This window comes from Blastomonas sp. (assembly GCF_046294995.1).
Taxonomy (GTDB): Bacteria; Pseudomonadota; Alphaproteobacteria; order Sphingomonadales; family Sphingomonadaceae; genus Blastomonas.
Map to the genome: position 1 here is coordinate 8,134 of NZ_JBKBOG010000015.1, position 17,193 is coordinate 25,326.

A 17,193-nucleotide genomic window follows, 5' to 3' on the forward strand; every position below is an offset into this window, starting at 1 on the left:
TCGCCGCCGCGCGCCACAGCCGTTTGGGGGCCCCCCAACTTGCCCCGCGGCCCCGCCCCACGTCGCGGGACGCTTGGCACCATCCTTCAATCCATATGCTTCAAACCGACGCGCAGATAATCCCAACCGGTTAGCAGGGTCAGGATCGCTGCGGTCCATAATGCGGCGATGCCCAGTTGCTGCATCCACAGCTGGTCGGGAAATCCGCCCGCAAAGATCAGCGTGCCCAGCGCGAGTATCTGCAGCGTCGTCTTCCATTTGGCGAGTTGCGAGACGGGCATCGAAACCTGCAGCCCGGCAAGAAACTCGCGCAACCCCGATACCGTGATCTCGCGCAGCAGGATGATAAGCGCCGCGACGACGTGCACCCCGTCGATGTCGTTATTGGCGCACAGGATCAGGATGACCGCGGCGACCATGATCTTGTCGGCGATCGGATCCAGGAAGATGCCGAGCTTCGATACCGCACCCTGCGCACGGGCGAGATAGCCATCGAAATAATCGGTGATGCCCATCAGACTGTAAACGACGAAACCCAGCAGATAGCCGGTGGCCCAATCCGGCCACCACAGCAATGCGGCGAGGAGAGGGACTGTGACGATACGCGACAGTGTCAATATGTTGGGCAAGGTAAGCATGGCTGGGGAGCCTCTTAACGGCATTTGTTCCGGATGGAAATGGCTTGACCGGTCCTGAATCCATCCCGATACCCGCCGCTGCATGGCAGCCTCGCCGGGGCGCGATGACACAAGCAGGGCTTGCGGGCAAAATCGCAGAGGATTGACTAAATGGCTTCAGCAGGCGCGCTTTTGAACAAGAGGCGCTTTCTCCCCCTGTTCGTGACCCAGTTGCTCGGGGCATTCAACGACAACCTCTACAAGAATGCGATGGTGCTGTTCGTCGTCTACAGCGTCTACAATGACGAGACGGCAGAGACCTGGTTCAGCGCGATCGCCACGGCCGTGTTCATCCTGCCGTTCTTCCTGCTGTCTGCGCTGGCCGGGCAACTTGCCGACACCCGCGACAAGGCGAGCATCATCCGCATCGTCAAATTCTGCGAAATCATCATCATGTTGGTGGGCGGCAGCGGCCTGTACCTGGCGTGGGCGGGTATGGCGGTGCATACCATCGCCATTCCGATGATGATGCTGGCGCTGTTTGCCATGGGCATCCATTCAACCTTTTTCGGCCCGATCAAATACGCCATCCTGCCCCAGCATCTCAAGGACGACGAGGTGCTTGGCGGCACCGGCCTGGTCGAGGCGGGCACCTATATCGCCATCCTGCTCGGCACCATCCTGGCTGGCTGGTTGCCGGTCGAGGTGGCTGGCATCGCGGTCGTGATTACCGCGATGATCGGCTACATGACCGGACAGCAAGTGCCTGCGGCCCCTGCGATGATCGACCGGAGCAAGCTCGATTACAATTTCGTTCGCGCCTCGATCGCGTTGATCAAGGCGACGATGAAGGTGCGCCGCGTGTTCCTGGCGATCATCGCGATCAGCTTTTTCTGGACCATCGGTGCAGTGCTGTTCATCCAGTTTCCGCCGCTCGCCAAGAACGTGCTGACCGCCAGCAAGGAGGTCGCCAGCCTGTTCCTCGTCGTGTTCTCGATCGGCGTTGCCACTGGCTCGGTCGCGATCAACGCGCTGCTCAAGGGCACCGTGTCCGCACGGTATTCCCCGATTTCGGTGATCGTCATGGGGCTGTTCGTGGTCGCATTCTTCTTCGTGTGCCAGCAATGGGTGCCCGATACCGGTGGTTCGCTGTTCACCGTGGGCGAGTTCATCCGGCATCCCATGGCGGTTCCGCTGCTGCTTTCGCTGCTCGGCATCGCGGTTGCAGGTGGCATGTTCGTCGTGCCGCTTTATGCCTTCCTGACCACCACGGTGCAGAAAAGCGAGGCTGCGCGCACGATCGCGGCCAACAACATCGTCAATTCGGGCGCGATGGTGGTCGGGTCGCTGATCGCCATCGGCCTCAGCCTCGCGGGGGTCGATGTGATCTATCAGCTGCTGCTCAGCGCTGCGATGTGCCTGTTTGCGGCATGGCTGGGGCATCTGCTGCACGTGGCGAGCCTTGAGCCGCATGCCGAGCACGAGTTCGACGGGGTTTAGGCCGCTACTCGACGACGCGGACGAGCTTGCGCTCGAGCGGGGCCAGAACCCCCGACAGCTCGTGTCCGCGCTTGAGCACGGCACCGCCCTCGCCCACCAGCGCCCACATGCCCTGCTTGCGGCGCAATGCCGGGCGTTTCTCGATGCGAAACTCCGGGCGCTCTGCGGCACGACGGAAGCACGAGAAGATCGCCGCCTCCTTGCCCAGTTCGATCGCATAATCGCGCCAAAGCCCGGCGGCGACCATGCGCCCGTATAGATCGAGGATGCGGTTGAGTTCCTGCCGGTCGAAGCCGGTCTGGTTCGCCGTCCCGCCGACCAGCGGGAACAAAGCGATGTTGCCGCCCGGGTTCACGCTGCAGCCTCAGCGGTACCGATCATCTCAGGCAGCGGTGCCCGTATCGCGATCGGGCGCTGCGTGATCGCCGCTGCGCACCGCCTTGCGGGCCTCGTCGCGCTCTTCCATCAACTGCCTGATCCGCTCCTGCATTTGAAGGATTTCGCACTGGAGCAGTTCGAGCTTCTGGGTCGAAGGATCGAACGTCTGGCTGCACGGCGTGCCATACTGCACGAACCCGCGCTGCTTTTCCGCCGCATCGACCGGGGTGGGACGCGCCGGGATGCCGACCATCACCGATCCGGGGGCGACATCGCGGGTGACGACGGCGTTCGCGCCGATACGTGCGCCCTTACCGACGGTGAGCGGGCCAAGGATCGCCGCTCCGAGGCTGACGATAACATCGTCCTCGATCGTCGGGTGGCGCTTGCCGCCGACGCCATCGGTGGGGTTGCGCCCGCCCAGGGTTGCGCCCTGATAGATCGTGACGTTGTCGCCGATCACTGCGGTCTCGCCGATCACGACGAAACCGTGGTCGACGAACAGGAAGCGCCCGATCTGCGCGCCGGGATGGATATCGATGGCGGTGAGGAAGCGCGAAATGTGGTTGATCAGCCGCGCCAGGAAATACAGCTCGCCGGTAAACAGCCAGTGCGCCACCCGGTGCAGGCCAAGCGCGAGAACGCCGGGATACAGCAATATCTCCCACCGGGATCGCGGGGCGGGATCGCGCGCGCGGATGGAATCCAGATATTCGCTCAATGCGCTGAACATGCGCCGTTCCTTCGCCTGTGACAGCTGCCTAGATAGAGGATGGCAACCGGGTTTACCAGACCCCGGCGCAATCAGCCCAGGCTCAGCCCTGCCCGAAGCCCCAGGAACTGCGCCAGACGGCGCAAGCGACGCTCGACCACTTCGCCGTAAAGCGCCCTGTCGGCGGCATCGAGCACGAGGTGAAGCGCATCGCCTTCGCGCCGCAGATGGCTGCGTTTGAGCACATCGTGCGTGCCAGCCCCCAGCCGCTGTGCAAGCCGCATCGCCAGCCCCCAGCCAATCGCGCGATCGAGCATCGCGGGAGAGGCGACGTGATGGTCGAGCGGGAACGCCTTCGGGCCGCCGCCGAAGTTGGTGTACAGCGCCTGGCCGATCATCGAGCGTCCGATCAGGTCGACCCCCACCCAGCTGCCGTGCAGCGCGATCTCCAGCCCGCGCTCGGCGCGGAAATCAGGACTCGCCTGCCACGCGACATCGGACAGATGGCATGCCGCCTTTAGCCACCGCTGCCATTGCGGCGGATCGTCGGGAAACACCCGCGAAATCCAGTCGAACAACGGCTGCGAATCCTCACCGAAGCGCGATTGCAACTGACCATAGCGATCGGATGCGACCAGCAACGGATCGCGCCTGCGCACGTCGTCGTCCATCCGCGCGAACAGCAGGCCTTCGCGCAATCCATAGGACGACACGATGAACTCGCTGGGATCGATATGTCCGCGCATCAGTTTCAGCAGCGCGATCGCATCGGGCAGTGTCTCGATCCGCGACGGCGCAAGGCCGGTGGCCTGACGCACCGAATCGCGGTCCATCGCGCGGAAGCCCTCGAGCACCGCTTCGGGCCGCGACACATCGATCCGGTACTCGTTGAGCACCCGCAAGGGGTACGCGGTCAGGTGCATGTCGAGCCGGGCAAAGGCGCGCCACGACCCGCCGACAAGGTAGAAAGGCTTGCCGGGGTGCTGGCGCAGCCATGGATAGGGTTCGATCATCTGCCGGAAGGCGCCTGCCAGCGTCATCGCATCGTCCTTGCGCACCGCAGCGGCGCGCAGAACGCCCAGCGGCAGCGTCGCGGTTTCCAGAACGGTACCATTGCCGATCCGCGCCAGATCGAGGCTGCCGCCACCCAGATCGCCGACGATGCCATCGGCATCGGGGATCGCGGACAGAACGCCCAGGCCCGAGATCCGCGCCTCGTCGTCACCCGACAGGATGATGATGTCGAGACCCAGCGCCCGCACCCGCTGCGTGAATTCATCGCCATTGCTGGCATCGCGCACCGCAGCGGTGGCGACGCACACCGTTTCATCGACGTCCATCTCGCGCGCGACGATACGGAACCGCTCGAGGGCATGGATCGCGCGCTTCATCGCGGCGGCATCGATGATTCCGGTGTCGGCGAGCGAGCGCCCCAGCCCAGCCATCACCTTTTCGTTGAAGATCAGCGCAGGGTTGCGGCGCGGACCTGAATACACCACCAGACGCACCGAGTTCGAGCCGATATCGATGATCGCCGTGCGATAGAGATGCGCCGGCTGGTTCTGCTTGCGGATGAAAAAATCCATGACGGGCCCGGTCAATCCTCGCGCGGTGCGCGGCGATGGAGACTGAGCTTGGGTACCGCGTCGCTGTTCTTGAGCGCCGTGCCGCGCCCGGACAGCGATGGGTTGGTCATGAAATACCTGTGCAGGTTGAACGGCTTGTTTTCTGGCCGGATGCGGATGTAGCGGCCATCGCCGTCGAGCTCCCAGCTTTGCTCGTTGTCGAGCAGATTGGCGACCATCACCTGCTCGAGCACCTGATCGTGCACGGTGGGGTTCTGGATCGGCAGCATGTATTCCACCCGGCGGTCAAAGTTGCGCGGCATCCAGTCGGCCGAGCTGATGAACACCTTGGCCTTGTCGTTGGGCAAGGCATCGCCATTGCCGAATGCCCAGATGCGGCTGTGCTCCAGGAACCGCCCGACCACCGACTTGACGCGGATGTTGTCCGACATGCCTGCGACGCCGGGTCGCAGGCAACAGATACCGCGAATGACCAGCTCGATCTGAACGCCGGCGTTACTCGCCGCATACAGCTTCTCGATCATCGCAGGGTCGACCAGCGAGTTCATCTTCGCCCAGATTGCGCCGATCCGCCCGGCGCGCGCCTCGTCGATCTCGCGATCGATCAGCGCGATCAGGTCGGACCGCATGTCGCGCGGCGACATCGAGAGCAGCTCGAGCTTCTCGGGTTCGACATAGCCGGTGATGTAGTTGAACAACTGGGCGGCATCGCGGCTGGCGCGCGGATCGGCAGTGAAGAAGCTGAGGTCGGTATAGATCCGCGCGGTCACCGGGTGATAATTGCCGGTGCCGAAGTGGCAATAGGTGCGGAAACCGTCGGGCTCGCGCCGCACCACCATAGAAATCTTGGCGTGGGTCTTCCACTCGATAAAGCCATAGACCACCTGCACGCCCGCACGCTCCAGCGCGCTCGCCCACAGCAGGTTCTGTTCCTCATCGAAGCGCGCCTTGAGCTCGACCACCGCGGTGACGGACTTGCCGGCCTCTGCCGCCGCGATCAGCGCGTTGATGATCGCGGACTGCTTGCCGGCGCGATACAGCGTCTGCTTGATCGCCACCACGTCGGGGTCCTGCGCTGCCTGTTTGAGGAACGCGATCACCACCTCGAAGCTCTCGTAAGGGTGATGAATGACGATGTCCTTGCTTCTTATGGCAGCAAAGCAATCGCCGTTATGTTCACGGATTCGTTCGGGAAAACGTGCCGTGAAGGCAGGGAATTTGAGATCGGGCCGGTCCTCGTCGACCAATGCAGCCAGATCGCCGATGCCCAGAAAGCCGTCGTCGGACGACTTGTTGCCGCCCTCGTGCAGCAGATTGTCGTCGAGCAGTTCGGCCAGCCCCCTGTCCATCAGCCTGGAGGTTTCCAGCCGGATCACCTGGCCGCGACGCCGCCGCTTGAGCGCGGTGCGGAAATACAGCACCAGATCTTCGGCCTCTTCCTCGACCTCGATGTCGCTGTCGCGGATGATGCGGAACAGCCCCGATCCGCGAACGTCATAGCCGGGGAACAATTTGTCGGCGAAGGCGACAACGATCTTCTCGAGCGCGACATACCAGCCCTGATCGCCTGCAATCCGCACGAAACGTGGCATGGTGGCGGGCAGCATGACCAGCTCGCGCACCGTCTTGCCGTCCGACCGGCGCTTGAGATCGAAGATCAGGCTCAAGCCCTTGTTGGGGATGAACGGGAAAGGATGGGCAGGATCGAGCGCCTGCGGGGTGAGCACCGGGAAAATCTGGGTGACGAAATGTTCACGCAGCCAGGCCTGGTTGGCCTTGTCCAGATCCTCGACATTGGCTTCCACCACGCCGTTATCGGCAAGCTGCGCGCGCAGATCGCTCCACACCTGCTGCTGCGCGGCGTTGAGCCTGTCGACCGCGCTTTCGATCTCGATGAGCTGCTGCGCCGGGGTCCGTCCATCGACCGAGCGTTCCTCGACCTGCTCGGCCACCTGGCCGACCAGCCCGGCGACGCGGACCATGAAGAACTCGTCGAGATTGTTGCCCGAGATCGACAGGAAGCGCAGCCGCTCGAGCAGCGGGTGCTTCGGGTTGCAGGCCTCTTCGAGCACCCGGTCGTTGAAGGCCAGCCAGCTCAATTCACGGTTGAAATACCGGCGGGCCGAATCGGCTGCGTCGGTCGGGGATGAAATGCTAGTCTGTATCGGGTGAGCCGCCATCTGTTCCTGCCAATGTCGCCAGTGCGTCGCGCACCAGTCTTTGGCCGATTGGGCGCTGCATTGCCAGCGCCATCTCATCGATTCGGCGCGCCAGCAGCCCGATCGCGGGATAAGACCGCTCGACCCTGAGCGCCGCATAGTCCGCCAGCGCATCGGGCAGCGCCAGGCCGGCGCGCGCCAGCAGCTTCTGCAGCAACAGCGCGGCCATCGCCTCATCGGGCGGCGGAATTTCGATCAGCAGCGATGCATTCAGCCGCGACAGCAGATCGGGCAAACGGATGTCCCAGCGCATCGGCGGCCGCTCGGCTGCGAACAATACGGGCAAGCCCTGCACCTGCGCGCGGTTCCAGGCGTGGAACAGCGTCTCGTCGTTCTCGGCGTCGGCATTGTCGATGAAGCAGCCGCCCGATCCGCTGACGAAGGCCCGACCGATAGCGGTCTTGCCCGATCCCGTCGGGCCGATCAGCACCGCCGCTCCGAAGGGCAGACGGGTCCAGTCGAACAGCCGGTCGATAACGGCGCGGTTCGAATCGGTGACCAGAAAATCGCTGTCGCCATCCGGTCCGGCTGCCGCAAAGGGCAGTACGAACTGGCCCGTCATATTTGGCTTACCCCCCGCCGCCCGGAGGCGATGCAGGCGCCTGGGCACGCGAGATCCGCAGCACTCCGGCGCCCTGCTGCACGCGCCAGCCACGCGCCTCGAGAGCGCCACGCAGCGCCTCGATGTCGATGGTTGCGTTGACCTGCATCACCGATGTGCCGCCCAGCGCAAGGCTCGCGGTGCTCGCCGATTGCACCCCGGGAATACCGCGCAGCAGCCGTTCGCCGGATTGGACGGCGGCGACGTCCGGGGTATCGAACTGGATCGAGATAATCTGGGCGCCGGTGGTGAGGCCACCGCTTTCCACCGGAATTTCCTCGGCGAGGCTATCGTCGATGAGTTCCTCGACGATCGCCGCCGGCTTTTCGATGATCAGCGAAGCATCGGGCCGCAGATCGCCCGAGCGCACGGCACCGGCATAGATGCGGTCGAGCCGCTGGATTGCCTCATCGAGCATCGCGGGAAGGCCATCGCTGTTGCGCGCACGCAGCGTGAATGATCCAAGCAACCGGCTGTCCGGGCCGAAGCGGGCTGCGAAGCGTCCGGTAATGGGGCCGCCGGGATATTGCCGCTCGATATGCGCGACAGGCACCACGACGTCGGCCGCGCCGAACTGGTCGAGAATCAGCCGCCACCAGGTGCGGCTGCGGCGACCCGATTGTGCGGCGTTGACCAGCAGCGAATCCGCACCCGACCCGTGCGGGCGGATATAATCCACGACGCTTTCTGCCGTGCGGTAACGTGCCCAGGCCGCCTGCCACGGCGTGCGGTTCTCGAATGTCTGCGCCGAGCCGCCGCTGATATATACCGGCACGACGAGCATGGGTGCCGAGCGCATCACCGATCCGCTGACCCCGAGCAGTTCACCGGCTCTCGCGCGGTCGAACAGCACGCCCAGTGTCGCGATATAGCGCCGCGGGCCGATCTGCTCGTATTCGACGACGATTGCCGAAACGATGCCGTCGAGCGCCGAATCGCTGAGCTTGGGGGCGGCGCCCGAGCGATTGACCTGCGACCAGAGCTTCTCCCAGCCCTTGCGCTGCGCATCGCGCCAGGCGTTGGCGCGTGCCTCCTGCGCGGTCTTGCCCGATGCGTCGACCTTGATGCCGCTGACCTCGAAATCGCCGCCGCTGGCGACCGGCGGGATCCCGCGGTCGCCCTCGATCTGCGCATAGACGATCGCCCCCAGGAGCAGCAGCAGCGGGAGCAGGATGCCGGCGATCCACGCGCGCGAGATTTTCGGCGCTGGGCGGGTCAGGGACAGGCTGTTGGTCAAATTATCCCTAGCTTCAATCAACCGTAAAAAGTGATGATCCCCGGCGCATGGAGCGCTGGTGGTCGTTTGGCGGCCCTTTTGGCGACAATGGCGTGGAAATCCAAGCGAGAAGTCGCTAACCGCTCTGCCCATGACTGACAAGACCGGCAATCCGCCCGCTCCGACATCCTATAGCTACGCCCAGGCCGGGGTTTCGATCGCGGCAGGCAACGCACTGGTTAAGGCCATCGGTCCGCTGGCCAAGGCGACCGCGCGCGCCGGCGCCAACGCCGAGCTCGGCGGCTTTGGAGGATTCTTCGACCTCAAGGCGGCAGGCTTCCGCGACCCTCTGCTGGTTGCGGCCAATGATGGCGTGGGCACCAAGGTCAAGCTCGCCATCGACCATGACCGCCATGACGCCATCGGCATCGATCTGGTCGCGATGTGCGTCAACGATCTGATCGTCCAGGGCGCTGAACCCCTGTTCTTCCTCGATTATTTCGCGACCGGAAAGCTCGATACCGGTATCGCGGAACGCGTCGTTGCCGGCATCGCCGAGGGCTGCAAGCTAGCCGGATGCGCGCTGATTGGCGGCGAAACGGCCGAGATGCCGGGCATGTATGCGCCGGGCGATTACGACCTTGCCGGCTTTTGCGTCGGCGCAGTCGAGCGCGACGAGGTGCTCACCGGCGACAAAGTGAAGCCGGGCGATGTGCTGCTCGGCCTCGCCTCGTCGGGCGTCCACTCTAACGGTTATTCGCTGGTCCGCCGGCTCGCCGAGGACAAGGGCTGGAAGCTGAACCGGCCTGCGCTGTTCGATCAGGACGTGCTGCTGATCGATGCATTGATCGCGCCGACGCGAATCTACGTCTCATCGCTGCTGCCGGTCGTCAAATCGGGCCGCATCGCCGCGATGGCGCACATTACCGGCGGCGGACTGCTCGAGAACATTCCGCGCGTGCTGCCCGATGGCGCGCATGCGCATGTCGATGCCGATGCCTGGGTACAACCGCGGCTGATGGCGTTCCTGCAGGCGCAGGGCCGCATCGAACCCGAGGAGATGGCGCGTACCTTCAACTGCGGTATCGGCATGGTGCTGGTGGTGGACGAAAGCGATGTCGCCTCGGTCACGACGGATCTCGAGGCGGCGGGCGAAACCGTCCGCCGCATCGGGCGGATCGATGCAGGCGACAAGGGCTGCACGGTCAGCGGATCGGTCGAAACCTGGAGCGCGCGCGGAGCGTGGAGCGCCACCCATGCGGGGTGACGCCACCCCTCTCCCCTCCCGCAAGCGGGAGGGGCAGCGCGGCTTGCCGCGCGGGGTGGGCCTGTACATTGTGCCTGCCATGCCCACCCCGGCCTCGTCTGCGGCTCGTCCACCCCTCCCGCAAGCGGGAGGGGAAAGGTGAAGGCCAAGGTCGCCATCCTGATCTCGGGCAGCGGCACCAACATGGCCGCTCTGCTCTACGCCTCGCGCGCGGCGTCCTGCCCCTATGAAGTGGTGCTGGTGGCATCGAACAATCCCGAAGCCGGGGGGCTGAAACTCGCCGCAGGCGAAGGCGTGCCGACCTTCGCGCTGTCGCACAAGGGCATGAACCGCGAGAGCCACGACGCCGCGATGGACGCCGCGATCCGCGCATCGGGCGCAGATCATGTCGCGCTGGCGGGCTATATGCGCATCCTCACCCCGGGTTTCGTGCGCGGGTGGGAGGGGCGGATGCTCAACATCCATCCTTCGCTACTGCCCAAATACAAGGGGCTCCATACCCACCAACGCGCGATCGATGCAGGCGACAAGGTCGGCGGATGCAGCGTGCATCTGGTGACCGCAGAGCTCGACGACGGACCCGTGCTGGGCCAGACCGAGGTCGCGATCCTGCCCGGCGACACAGCGGACACGCTGGCGGCGCGGGTGCTGATCGCCGAACATCAGCTCTATTCGCGCACGCTTGGAGATTATGTCGCGCGCGAATCCGATCCCGACTGGATCGTCGCCAAAATCGGCGAACTCGCGCTCGCGCTGCCCGAAACCGATGCCCGCCCCTCGCACGGTGCGCCTGGCTGGCGGGTCGGCGGCGACAAGACCGGCAAGTATTTCGCCTATGTCTCGATCCACCACCATGGCGAGGAAGCGATCGCTTTGCTGGTCAAGACCAGCGGCGCGGACGAGCAGGCGGCCTTGGTCGATCAGGACCCCGAATTGTATTACCTGCCCAAATTCTATGCCCCCTCGGGCTGGATCGCCATCCGCCTCGACACTGGGCGCACTGACTGGGAGCACATCGCCGACTGGCTGGGCAGAAGCTGGCGTAGCGTCGCGCCGAAACGGCTGACCAAGATGATGGATATCGCGGCGGAGTTTTGAGGCGCCGCTGTTCCCCTGCGAAGGCAGGGGCCCATCTCCTGCTCTCGCGCTCAATGCACCATTAATTGTGCTCGCCACCGTTCGAAGATGGGCCCCTGCCTTCGCAGGGGAACTGCAGAGCTTCAGTGCAATCCGTAACAAAAAAGGCCGCCGGATTGCTCCAGCGGCCCTTTCAATGTGATCAGCAATTCGCCGATCAGCCGACGATTTCTTCGGGCTTGAAGAAGTACGCGATCTCGATCGCGGCGTTCTCGTCGCTGTCCGAGCCATGCACGGTGTTGGCTTCGATGCTTTCGGCCAGTTCCTTGCGGATCGTGCCGGGCTCGGCATTGGCGGGGTTGGTGGCGCCCATGATGTCGCGGTTGCGCTGCATGGCGTCTTCGCCTTCCAGAACCTGCACGACGACGGGGCCGGAAATCATGAAGTCGACCAGTTCACCGAAGAAAGGGCGCTCGCGGTGGACGGCATAGAAGCCCTCGGCCTGTTCGCGGGTCATGTGGATGCGCTTGGATGCGACGACGCGCAGGCCTGCTTCTTCCAGCATCTTGGTGACCGCGCCGGTCAGGTTGCGGCGGGTGGCGTCGGGCTTGATGATCGAAAAGGTCCGGGTAACGGCCATGATGAGGTGCTCCTGAGGTTTGACTGTGTGCACGCGCACGCACGGCGCGTTTCGTCGCCGCCCCTAGACGGACCGATTGTGCGCTGCAAGGAAAACCGAATCACCCGGGCAACGGTGTCGTTTCAGCTCTCGCCGGCCAGCAGCGTGATCGAAGTGTTGCCGTCGACGTCGGTCGCCTGAAGGCTGAACGAGCCGCTATCGCTTGTGCCAGCGATGGACTTGAGCTGCGGCGTCGTGATCTCGCTTTCGATCTTGAAGCCCTTGGCCTCGACCGTCTTGCGATACCAGGCGATCACGGTGTCACGATCGGCGCTGGTTTCCATCACCACCATTCCCCCCGATTTGCCGTCGGCGTTGGTTGTCATCGTAGATACCACCTTGGCACCGGGATAGACCGACAGCCCAAGCGGCAGCTTGGCAGAGGTGCCGCCGCTGTCGATGTTGACCGTGGCCGATCCGTCCGAACTGGTGATCTTGATCTCGGACGCATCGCCATCGGCTTTGCGGGTGACGTTGACCTCATTGCCTTCGGCATCGCTGTAGACGGTCTTCTCGCCGCCGCATGCCGCCAGCGCCAGCGTTGCAGTCGCGGCCATCCACAATGTGCGCATCACCCGTTCCTCCCCAATGGCCCCAAATCCGGTCGGCCCAAATCCGGTTGGCGTGCCCCGTTACTGCGAACCTTCGGCATCCTGACGCTTACTGGACGCCTGTTCAACCCATTTGCCGCCGTCCTGCTTCCAATAATGCCTTGCCAGCCCGTCATGTGTGCCCAAGGTCACCCAGGCCTGGCGTGCAGCTGCAATGGTTTCATCGTTGAAAAGCAGAAAGATGCGCGAGAAAGCTAACGCTTCGTCACGCCACAGGCCGTCCGCCAGCGCGATAAATTTCGCGCCATTGGCGGACTCCACCCGGTCGGCGAGCAACAGCGGTTGAATCTGCGGGTTCGGCCCATCCAGATCGCCATGCGCCAGAAAGCTCTCGCGCGTATGCGTCCACAATGCATCGCTCAACATCGCCCGGTGGCCGGGGTCGGCCGAGACGATCAGCATGCGCTCGCCGAGCGCCAGCGTGCGGGTCGCCAGGACCGGCAGCACGCGCTCGACCGGATCGCGTGTCAGGTGATAGAAATCGACCTGCATTCAATGCCGCCCTTCACCAAATCTCGTCATTCCCGCGAACGCGGGAATCCCGCTCTTGCTCAACGTTTGCGCAGAAGCGGGACCCCCGCCTTCGCGGGGGTGACGATCGAGCCTTTCAAACCAGCACATGCAGGCGAGCTAAGACTCAACCTTCAAAATTGTCCGCAATCCACTGATTCAAAAGCCGAACACCAAATCCGGTAGCTCCCTTGTCCCAGACCGGGCCGGGCTTGTCCGCCCAGACCATCCCGGCGATATCGAGGTGCGCCCATTTGACGCCGGGCTTGATGAAGCGCTGCAGGAATTGCGCGGCAGTAATCGATCCGCCGCCGCGTGCTCCGACGTTCTTCATGTCGGCAATCGGGCTGTCGATCATTTTGTCATAGGCCTTGCCGAGCGGGAAACGCCACAGCGGGTCGCCTGAAGCTTTGCCCGCCGCAGTCAGTTTGTCGGCCAGGCCATCGTCGTTGGTGAACAGCCCTGCATGCTGGTCTGCCAACGAAATGATGATCGCGCCGGTGAGGGTTGCGAGATCGACGATGTATTCGGGGTCATACTGCTCCTGTGCCCAGTGCAGCGCGTCGCACAGCACCAGACGGCCTTCGGCATCGGTGTTGATGACCTCGATGGTCTGGCCCGACATGCTGGTGACGACGTCGCCGGGGCGCTGTGCGTTGCCATCGGGCATGTTCTCGACCAGGCCGCAGATGCCGATGACGTGGGCCTTGGCCTTGCGACCGGCCAGCGCCTTCATCGTGCCCGCGACCGCGCCAGCGCCGCCCATGTCCCATTTCATGTCTTCCATGCCGGCGGCGGGCTTGATCGAGATGCCGCCGGTATCGAAGGTCACGCCCTTGCCGACCAGCACGACGGGCTTGGTCTGCGCATTGCCGGTGCCGTTCCAGCGCATCGCGATCAGCCGCGGCGGGCGCACCGAGCCCTGCGACACGCCGAGCAGCGCACCCATGCCCAGTTTTTCCATCTCATCCTGGCCCAGCACCGTGATCTCGACGCCCATTGCCTCAAGTGGACGGCAGCGTTCGACGAAGCTTTCGGGGTAGATGATATTGGCTGGCTCGGTAACGAGCTCGCGGGTCAGTGCCACGCCTGAAGCGATCGCGGCATAGTCGCACCACACCGCCTGCACGCCCCTGGGCCCGCCGATCACGCCGATCTCGCCGAGCGTCACCTTGGATTTTGCGGGCAGCTTGGTGCGATACTGGTCGTGCGACCAGCTGCGCACCTCGGCACCGAAAAGGAACTGCGCAGCAGCGTCACGGTTCGAGGCAATGGCACCGGTGGTCATGTCCACGGCAAGCGATTCGACGCCCGAGCGCTGGTATTTGGCGACCAGCTGTCCCCCTGCCCGCTCCATATCGGCGCGCGCGCCAGTGCCGGTACCGACCAAAGCGACCCGCAACGTCTTGCCCGACTGATTCACGAAAATGTCGAACACTTCGCCCGCGCCAGCCTCGAAACGCGCCGCCTTGGCAGCTTCGCGCACCAGTTCGGCGGCATCCAGCGGCAGAGTCAGGCTGGCAAGTTCGTCCTTCGCAACCGGGAAGGCGACCAAGGTATAAGTATCGGCAGAGGCGTCAAAAACTATATTCATCAAGGGATCCCCGAGCGGCAGGCGTCGCTGCCAGGTTAATCGATTATGCACCATATCGCCCCTATGGCAGGGGTTTCAGGCAGCACATGGCCAGCCCCGACATATCGGTGCTGTGGCCGGACTTGCAAGCGATAGGACAGGTTCACCGTGTTTGCCAGCATTTGCCGCAGCTTTGCACGGGTTGTCGAAAGCGGTTTGCAGTTGCGGTTGCGCGGTGCGATAGGGCCGATTCTGGCGCGGGGGCGACCGGTGATTCTTGCCCGCAAGACCCGTTGGACAAATCTAGGCCGGATAGATCGATGGATGAACGGCTTGCGCGTTAACAGAGCATATCTCCTGCTGGGCACCGCGATGATCGCGGCCAATGCTGCGCCTGCGCTTGCGGCAGACCAGGCCGTGTGCACACGCACCAGCTATCTGCTGGGTGAGAACCTGACCTTCAGCCGCAAGGACATCGTCCAGTACGCCGATGCCCAGGATGCCGCCCCGGGCGCTGCCGGCCCGCAGGCTGAGGGCGAGCAGGTCATCGAATTCACCGCCGACCAGCTGGATTATGACAGCAACGCAGATGTCGTGACCGCCACCGGCAACGTGCTGCTGGTCAGGGCCGACCAATCGCTGGTTGCCGACAGCGTGACGTGGGACCGCAAATCGGGTGAAGTGCGCGCCAACGGCGAGGTGCAGATCATCGATGCGGAAGGCAACAAGCTGTACGGCGATTCGATCGAGCTGACCGAGTCGATCCGCGATGGCGTGATCGAAAACATCCTGGTGGTGCTCGATGCAGGTGGCCGGATGGTCGCCTCGCGCGGCACTCGCAACGATGGCATTATCACGCTGGACAATGCCGCATACTCCGCCTGCCTGGTCGAGACCCCGACCGGCAAACCCAAGAACCCCAGCTGGCAGCTGCGTGCGATCAAGGTGGTGTACAACCCCGCCGACAAGCGCGTGCGCTATAAAGGCGCGCGGCTGGAGCTGTTTGGATTGCCGGTCATCCCGATGCCTGGCCTGAGCCATCCCGTCGGCGAAGGGAGCGGCGGCGGCCTGCTGGTGCCCGACGTTCGGTTCAGCCGGGCCAACGGCGTGCAGTTGAGCGTGCCGTATTATTTCAATCTTGCGCCAAACCGCGACCTCACGGTGACCGGATCGGTGTTCACCGAGGTGTTGCCGATGGTGAGCGCCAACTATCGCGCCCTTACCGATCGCGGCGCCTATCAGATCACCGGCTATGCCACCGCCAGCTCGCGCATCCCGGTGGGTGCAGGCGGCATCGGGGTGGACAGCCAGGATGACTTTCGCGGCTATCTCGATGCCTCGGGAAAATTCCAGCTGAGCGAGGCGTGGAGCATCGGCGGATCGATCCGCGTCGCGACCGACCGCACCTTCCTGCGCCGTTATGATATCAGCCGCGACGACCGGCTACGTTCGACGATCGAAGCGGAGCGGATCGGCCCCAATAGCTATTTCTCGCTCGCCGGCTGGGCAACGCAGACCCTGCGCGTCAACGATCCGCAGGGCCAGGTGCCGATTGCGCTGCCCGTGCTCGATTGGCGGATGCGGTTGCCCGACCAGGTGGCTGGCGGCAAAGTCGAGTTCCAGGTCAACACGCTGGCGATCACCCGCACCGAAGGGCAGGACACCCAGCGCGCCTTCGCGCAGGCCCGCTGGGATCTTCGTCGGCTGACCGGGCTTGGCCAGGAATTCACGCTGACCGCACTGGCGCGCGGCGATGTCTACAACAGCAGCGACAACGCGCTGACCAACACGCTGATCTATCGCGGCGAATCCGGGCTGCAGGGGCGTGCGAGCGGATCGGTGGCAGCGGACATGCGCTGGCCGTTCGTCGGCGAGGCGTTCGGCGGCACCCAGGTGCTCAGCCCGCGCGTCCAGGTCGTCGCCACCCCGACCACGGGCAACCTCGAGCTTCCCAACGAGGATTCACGCGCCATCGAGCTGGAAGACAGCAACCTTTTCGCGCTCAACCGGCTGCCCGGCTATGACCGGATTGAAGAGGGTGTGCGGGTGGTCTACGGCATCGAATGGTCGTTGCAGCGCCCCGGCATGCAGCTCAACGCGGTCGTCGGGCAAAGCTATCGTTTCGATGACGAGCGCGATTTCCTTCCCGAGGGAACCGGGCTGGGCAACCGTACCTCCGATGTCGTCGGGCGGCTCGACGTCAAGCTGCGCAACTTCATCCGCTACACCCATCGCTTCCGGCTGGACAAGGACAACCTTGCCGTGCGCCGCAACGAGGTCGACATCACCGTCGGCGGGCGGCAGACCTATGCCCAGATCGGCTATCTGCGGCTCAACCGTGACATCGGCCCGGAGATCGAGGATCTGCAGGACCGCGAGGAATTGCGTGTTGCAGGCCGCATCCGCCTGGCGCGCTATTGGTCCGTGTTCGGCGCGGCGGTGGTTGATCTGAGCAACGCCGAGGAAGACCCCCGGCTGCAGTCGGACGGGTTCGAGCCGATCCGCACCCGGCTGGGCGTGGCGTATGAAGATGACTGCCTTGAACTGGGCGTGACCTGGCGCCGCGATTACATTCCGGTCGGCGACGCCCAGCGCGGCAATACCTTTCTGTTGCGGGTGGCCTTGCGCAACCTTGGCTTTTAAGCCC

The 17,193-nt window shown here is 64.1% G+C and carries 15 protein-coding genes; 4 read left to right on the top strand and 11 right to left on the bottom strand.

All coding sequences use genetic code 11. From position 1 onward, the window contains the following. Positions 1-86: 86 nt before the first annotated feature. A complete protein-coding gene (gene pgsA / locus ACK4R0_RS13955; protein WP_409675097.1) occupies positions 87-638 on the bottom strand; it encodes a CDP-diacylglycerol--glycerol-3-phosphate 3-phosphatidyltransferase in 552 nt (183 codons plus the stop codon). Positions 639-788: 150 nt separating this feature from the next. Between pgsA and ACK4R0_RS13960 the strand changes: the two genes are divergently transcribed. Further along, the gene (locus tag ACK4R0_RS13960) at positions 789-2,117 is read left to right on the top strand and encodes an MFS transporter (protein ID WP_409675100.1); all 1,329 of its coding nucleotides are present in this window, start codon (positions 789-791) and stop codon (positions 2,115-2,117) included. A gap of 4 nt (positions 2,118-2,121) precedes the next feature. Here the strand turns inward: ACK4R0_RS13960 and ACK4R0_RS13965 are convergent, their stop codons facing one another. From ACK4R0_RS13965 to ACK4R0_RS13990, 6 genes are all read right to left on the bottom strand, one after another. Continuing rightward, positions 2,122-2,472 carry a DUF2794 domain-containing protein gene (locus ACK4R0_RS13965; protein WP_409675103.1) on the bottom strand — a complete coding sequence of 117 codons (351 nt, stop codon included), beginning with the start codon at positions 2,470-2,472 and terminating at the stop codon, positions 2,122-2,124. A gap of 27 nt (positions 2,473-2,499) precedes the next feature. After that, a complete protein-coding gene (gene epsC / locus ACK4R0_RS13970) occupies positions 2,500-3,228 on the bottom strand; it encodes a serine O-acetyltransferase EpsC (protein ID WP_409675106.1) in 729 nt (242 codons plus the stop codon). A gap of 71 nt (positions 3,229-3,299) precedes the next feature. Beyond that, the gene (locus tag ACK4R0_RS13975) at positions 3,300-4,793 is read right to left on the bottom strand and encodes a Ppx/GppA family phosphatase (protein WP_409675109.1); all 1,494 of its coding nucleotides are present in this window, start codon (positions 4,791-4,793) and stop codon (positions 3,300-3,302) included. Positions 4,794-4,804: 11 nt separating this feature from the next. Then, positions 4,805-6,973 carry an RNA degradosome polyphosphate kinase gene (locus ACK4R0_RS13980; protein ID WP_409675112.1) on the bottom strand — a complete coding sequence of 723 codons (2,169 nt, stop codon included), beginning with the start codon at positions 6,971-6,973 and terminating at the stop codon, positions 4,805-4,807. After that, entirely contained in the window at positions 6,948-7,574 is a 627-nt protein-coding gene (locus ACK4R0_RS13985; protein ID WP_409675115.1) for a chromosomal replication initiator DnaA, read from the bottom strand. The genes ACK4R0_RS13980 and ACK4R0_RS13985 overlap by 26 nt, the downstream gene beginning before the upstream one ends. 7 nt (positions 7,575-7,581) lie before the next feature. Beyond that, positions 7,582-8,850 (bottom strand): heavy-metal-associated domain-containing protein, encoded by a 1,269-nt coding sequence (locus ACK4R0_RS13990; protein ID WP_409675118.1) that lies wholly within the window; start codon positions 8,848-8,850, stop codon positions 7,582-7,584. Positions 8,851-8,980: 130 nt separating this feature from the next. Here ACK4R0_RS13990 and purM point away from each other — a divergent pair, with 130 nt between their 5' ends. Then, complete coding sequence (gene purM / locus ACK4R0_RS13995; RefSeq protein WP_409675121.1) at positions 8,981-10,096, top strand: phosphoribosylformylglycinamidine cyclo-ligase; 1,116 nt, start codon at positions 8,981-8,983, stop codon at positions 10,094-10,096. 138 nt (positions 10,097-10,234) lie between these two features. After that, positions 10,235-11,194, top strand: a complete 960-nt coding sequence (purN, locus tag ACK4R0_RS14000; protein ID WP_409675124.1) for a phosphoribosylglycinamide formyltransferase — start codon at positions 10,235-10,237, stop codon at positions 11,192-11,194. Positions 11,195-11,390: 196 nt separating this feature from the next. On the opposite strand, the gene ndk is transcribed toward purN, so the two are convergent. From ndk to ACK4R0_RS14020, 4 genes are all read right to left on the bottom strand, one after another. Further along, positions 11,391-11,813: a nucleoside-diphosphate kinase gene (ndk, locus tag ACK4R0_RS14005; RefSeq protein WP_017671330.1), complete on the bottom strand. Its 423-nt coding sequence runs from the start codon at positions 11,811-11,813 to the stop codon at positions 11,391-11,393. 122 nt (positions 11,814-11,935) lie between these two features. Beyond that, a complete protein-coding gene (locus tag ACK4R0_RS14010) occupies positions 11,936-12,424 on the bottom strand; it encodes a hypothetical protein (RefSeq protein WP_409675128.1) in 489 nt (162 codons plus the stop codon). 60 nt (positions 12,425-12,484) lie between these two features. Beyond that, positions 12,485-12,955, bottom strand: coding sequence for a DNA polymerase III subunit chi (locus ACK4R0_RS14015; protein WP_409675132.1), 471 nt, complete (start codon positions 12,953-12,955; stop codon positions 12,485-12,487). Positions 12,956-13,100: 145 nt separating this feature from the next. Further along, on the bottom strand, positions 13,101-14,567 hold the full coding sequence (locus ACK4R0_RS14020; RefSeq protein ID WP_409675135.1) for a leucyl aminopeptidase: 1,467 nt from the start codon (positions 14,565-14,567) through the stop codon (positions 13,101-13,103). A gap of 351 nt (positions 14,568-14,918) precedes the next feature. Between ACK4R0_RS14020 and ACK4R0_RS14025 the strand changes: the two genes are divergently transcribed. Next, positions 14,919-17,189, top strand: coding sequence for an LPS-assembly protein LptD (locus ACK4R0_RS14025; protein ID WP_409675281.1), 2,271 nt, complete (start codon positions 14,919-14,921; stop codon positions 17,187-17,189). The last annotated feature ends 4 nt before the right edge of the window (positions 17,190-17,193 follow it).

Excerpts from the sequence above, each read along its gene's own strand:
- epsC (WP_409675106.1), bottom strand. The coding sequence starts at position 3,228 with ATGTTCAGCGCATTGAGCGAATATCTGGATTCCATCCGCGCGCGCGAT.
- ACK4R0_RS13975 (WP_409675109.1), bottom strand. The coding sequence starts at position 4,793 with ATGGATTTTTTCATCCGCAAGCAGAACCAGCCGGCGCATCTCTATCGC.
- ACK4R0_RS14010 (WP_409675128.1), bottom strand. The coding sequence starts at position 12,424 with ATGCGCACATTGTGGATGGCCGCGACTGCAACGCTGGCGCTGGCGGCA.
- ndk (WP_017671330.1), bottom strand. The coding sequence starts at position 11,813 with ATGGCCGTTACCCGGACCTTTTCGATCATCAAGCCCGACGCCACCCGC.
- ACK4R0_RS13960 (WP_409675100.1), top strand. The coding sequence starts at position 789 with ATGGCTTCAGCAGGCGCGCTTTTGAACAAGAGGCGCTTTCTCCCCCTG.
- pgsA (WP_409675097.1), bottom strand. The coding sequence starts at position 638 with ATGCTTACCTTGCCCAACATATTGACACTGTCGCGTATCGTCACAGTC.
- purM (WP_409675121.1), top strand. The coding sequence starts at position 8,981 with ATGACTGACAAGACCGGCAATCCGCCCGCTCCGACATCCTATAGCTAC.
- ACK4R0_RS13980 (WP_409675112.1), bottom strand. The coding sequence starts at position 6,973 with ATGGCGGCTCACCCGATACAGACTAGCATTTCATCCCCGACCGACGCA.
- ACK4R0_RS14015 (WP_409675132.1), bottom strand. The coding sequence starts at position 12,955 with ATGCAGGTCGATTTCTATCACCTGACACGCGATCCGGTCGAGCGCGTG.
- ACK4R0_RS14020 (WP_409675135.1), bottom strand. The coding sequence starts at position 14,567 with ATGAATATAGTTTTTGACGCCTCTGCCGATACTTATACCTTGGTCGCC.
- ACK4R0_RS13985 (WP_409675115.1), bottom strand. The coding sequence starts at position 7,574 with ATGACGGGCCAGTTCGTACTGCCCTTTGCGGCAGCCGGACCGGATGGC.
- ACK4R0_RS14025 (WP_409675281.1), top strand. The coding sequence starts at position 14,919 with ATGATCGCGGCCAATGCTGCGCCTGCGCTTGCGGCAGACCAGGCCGTG.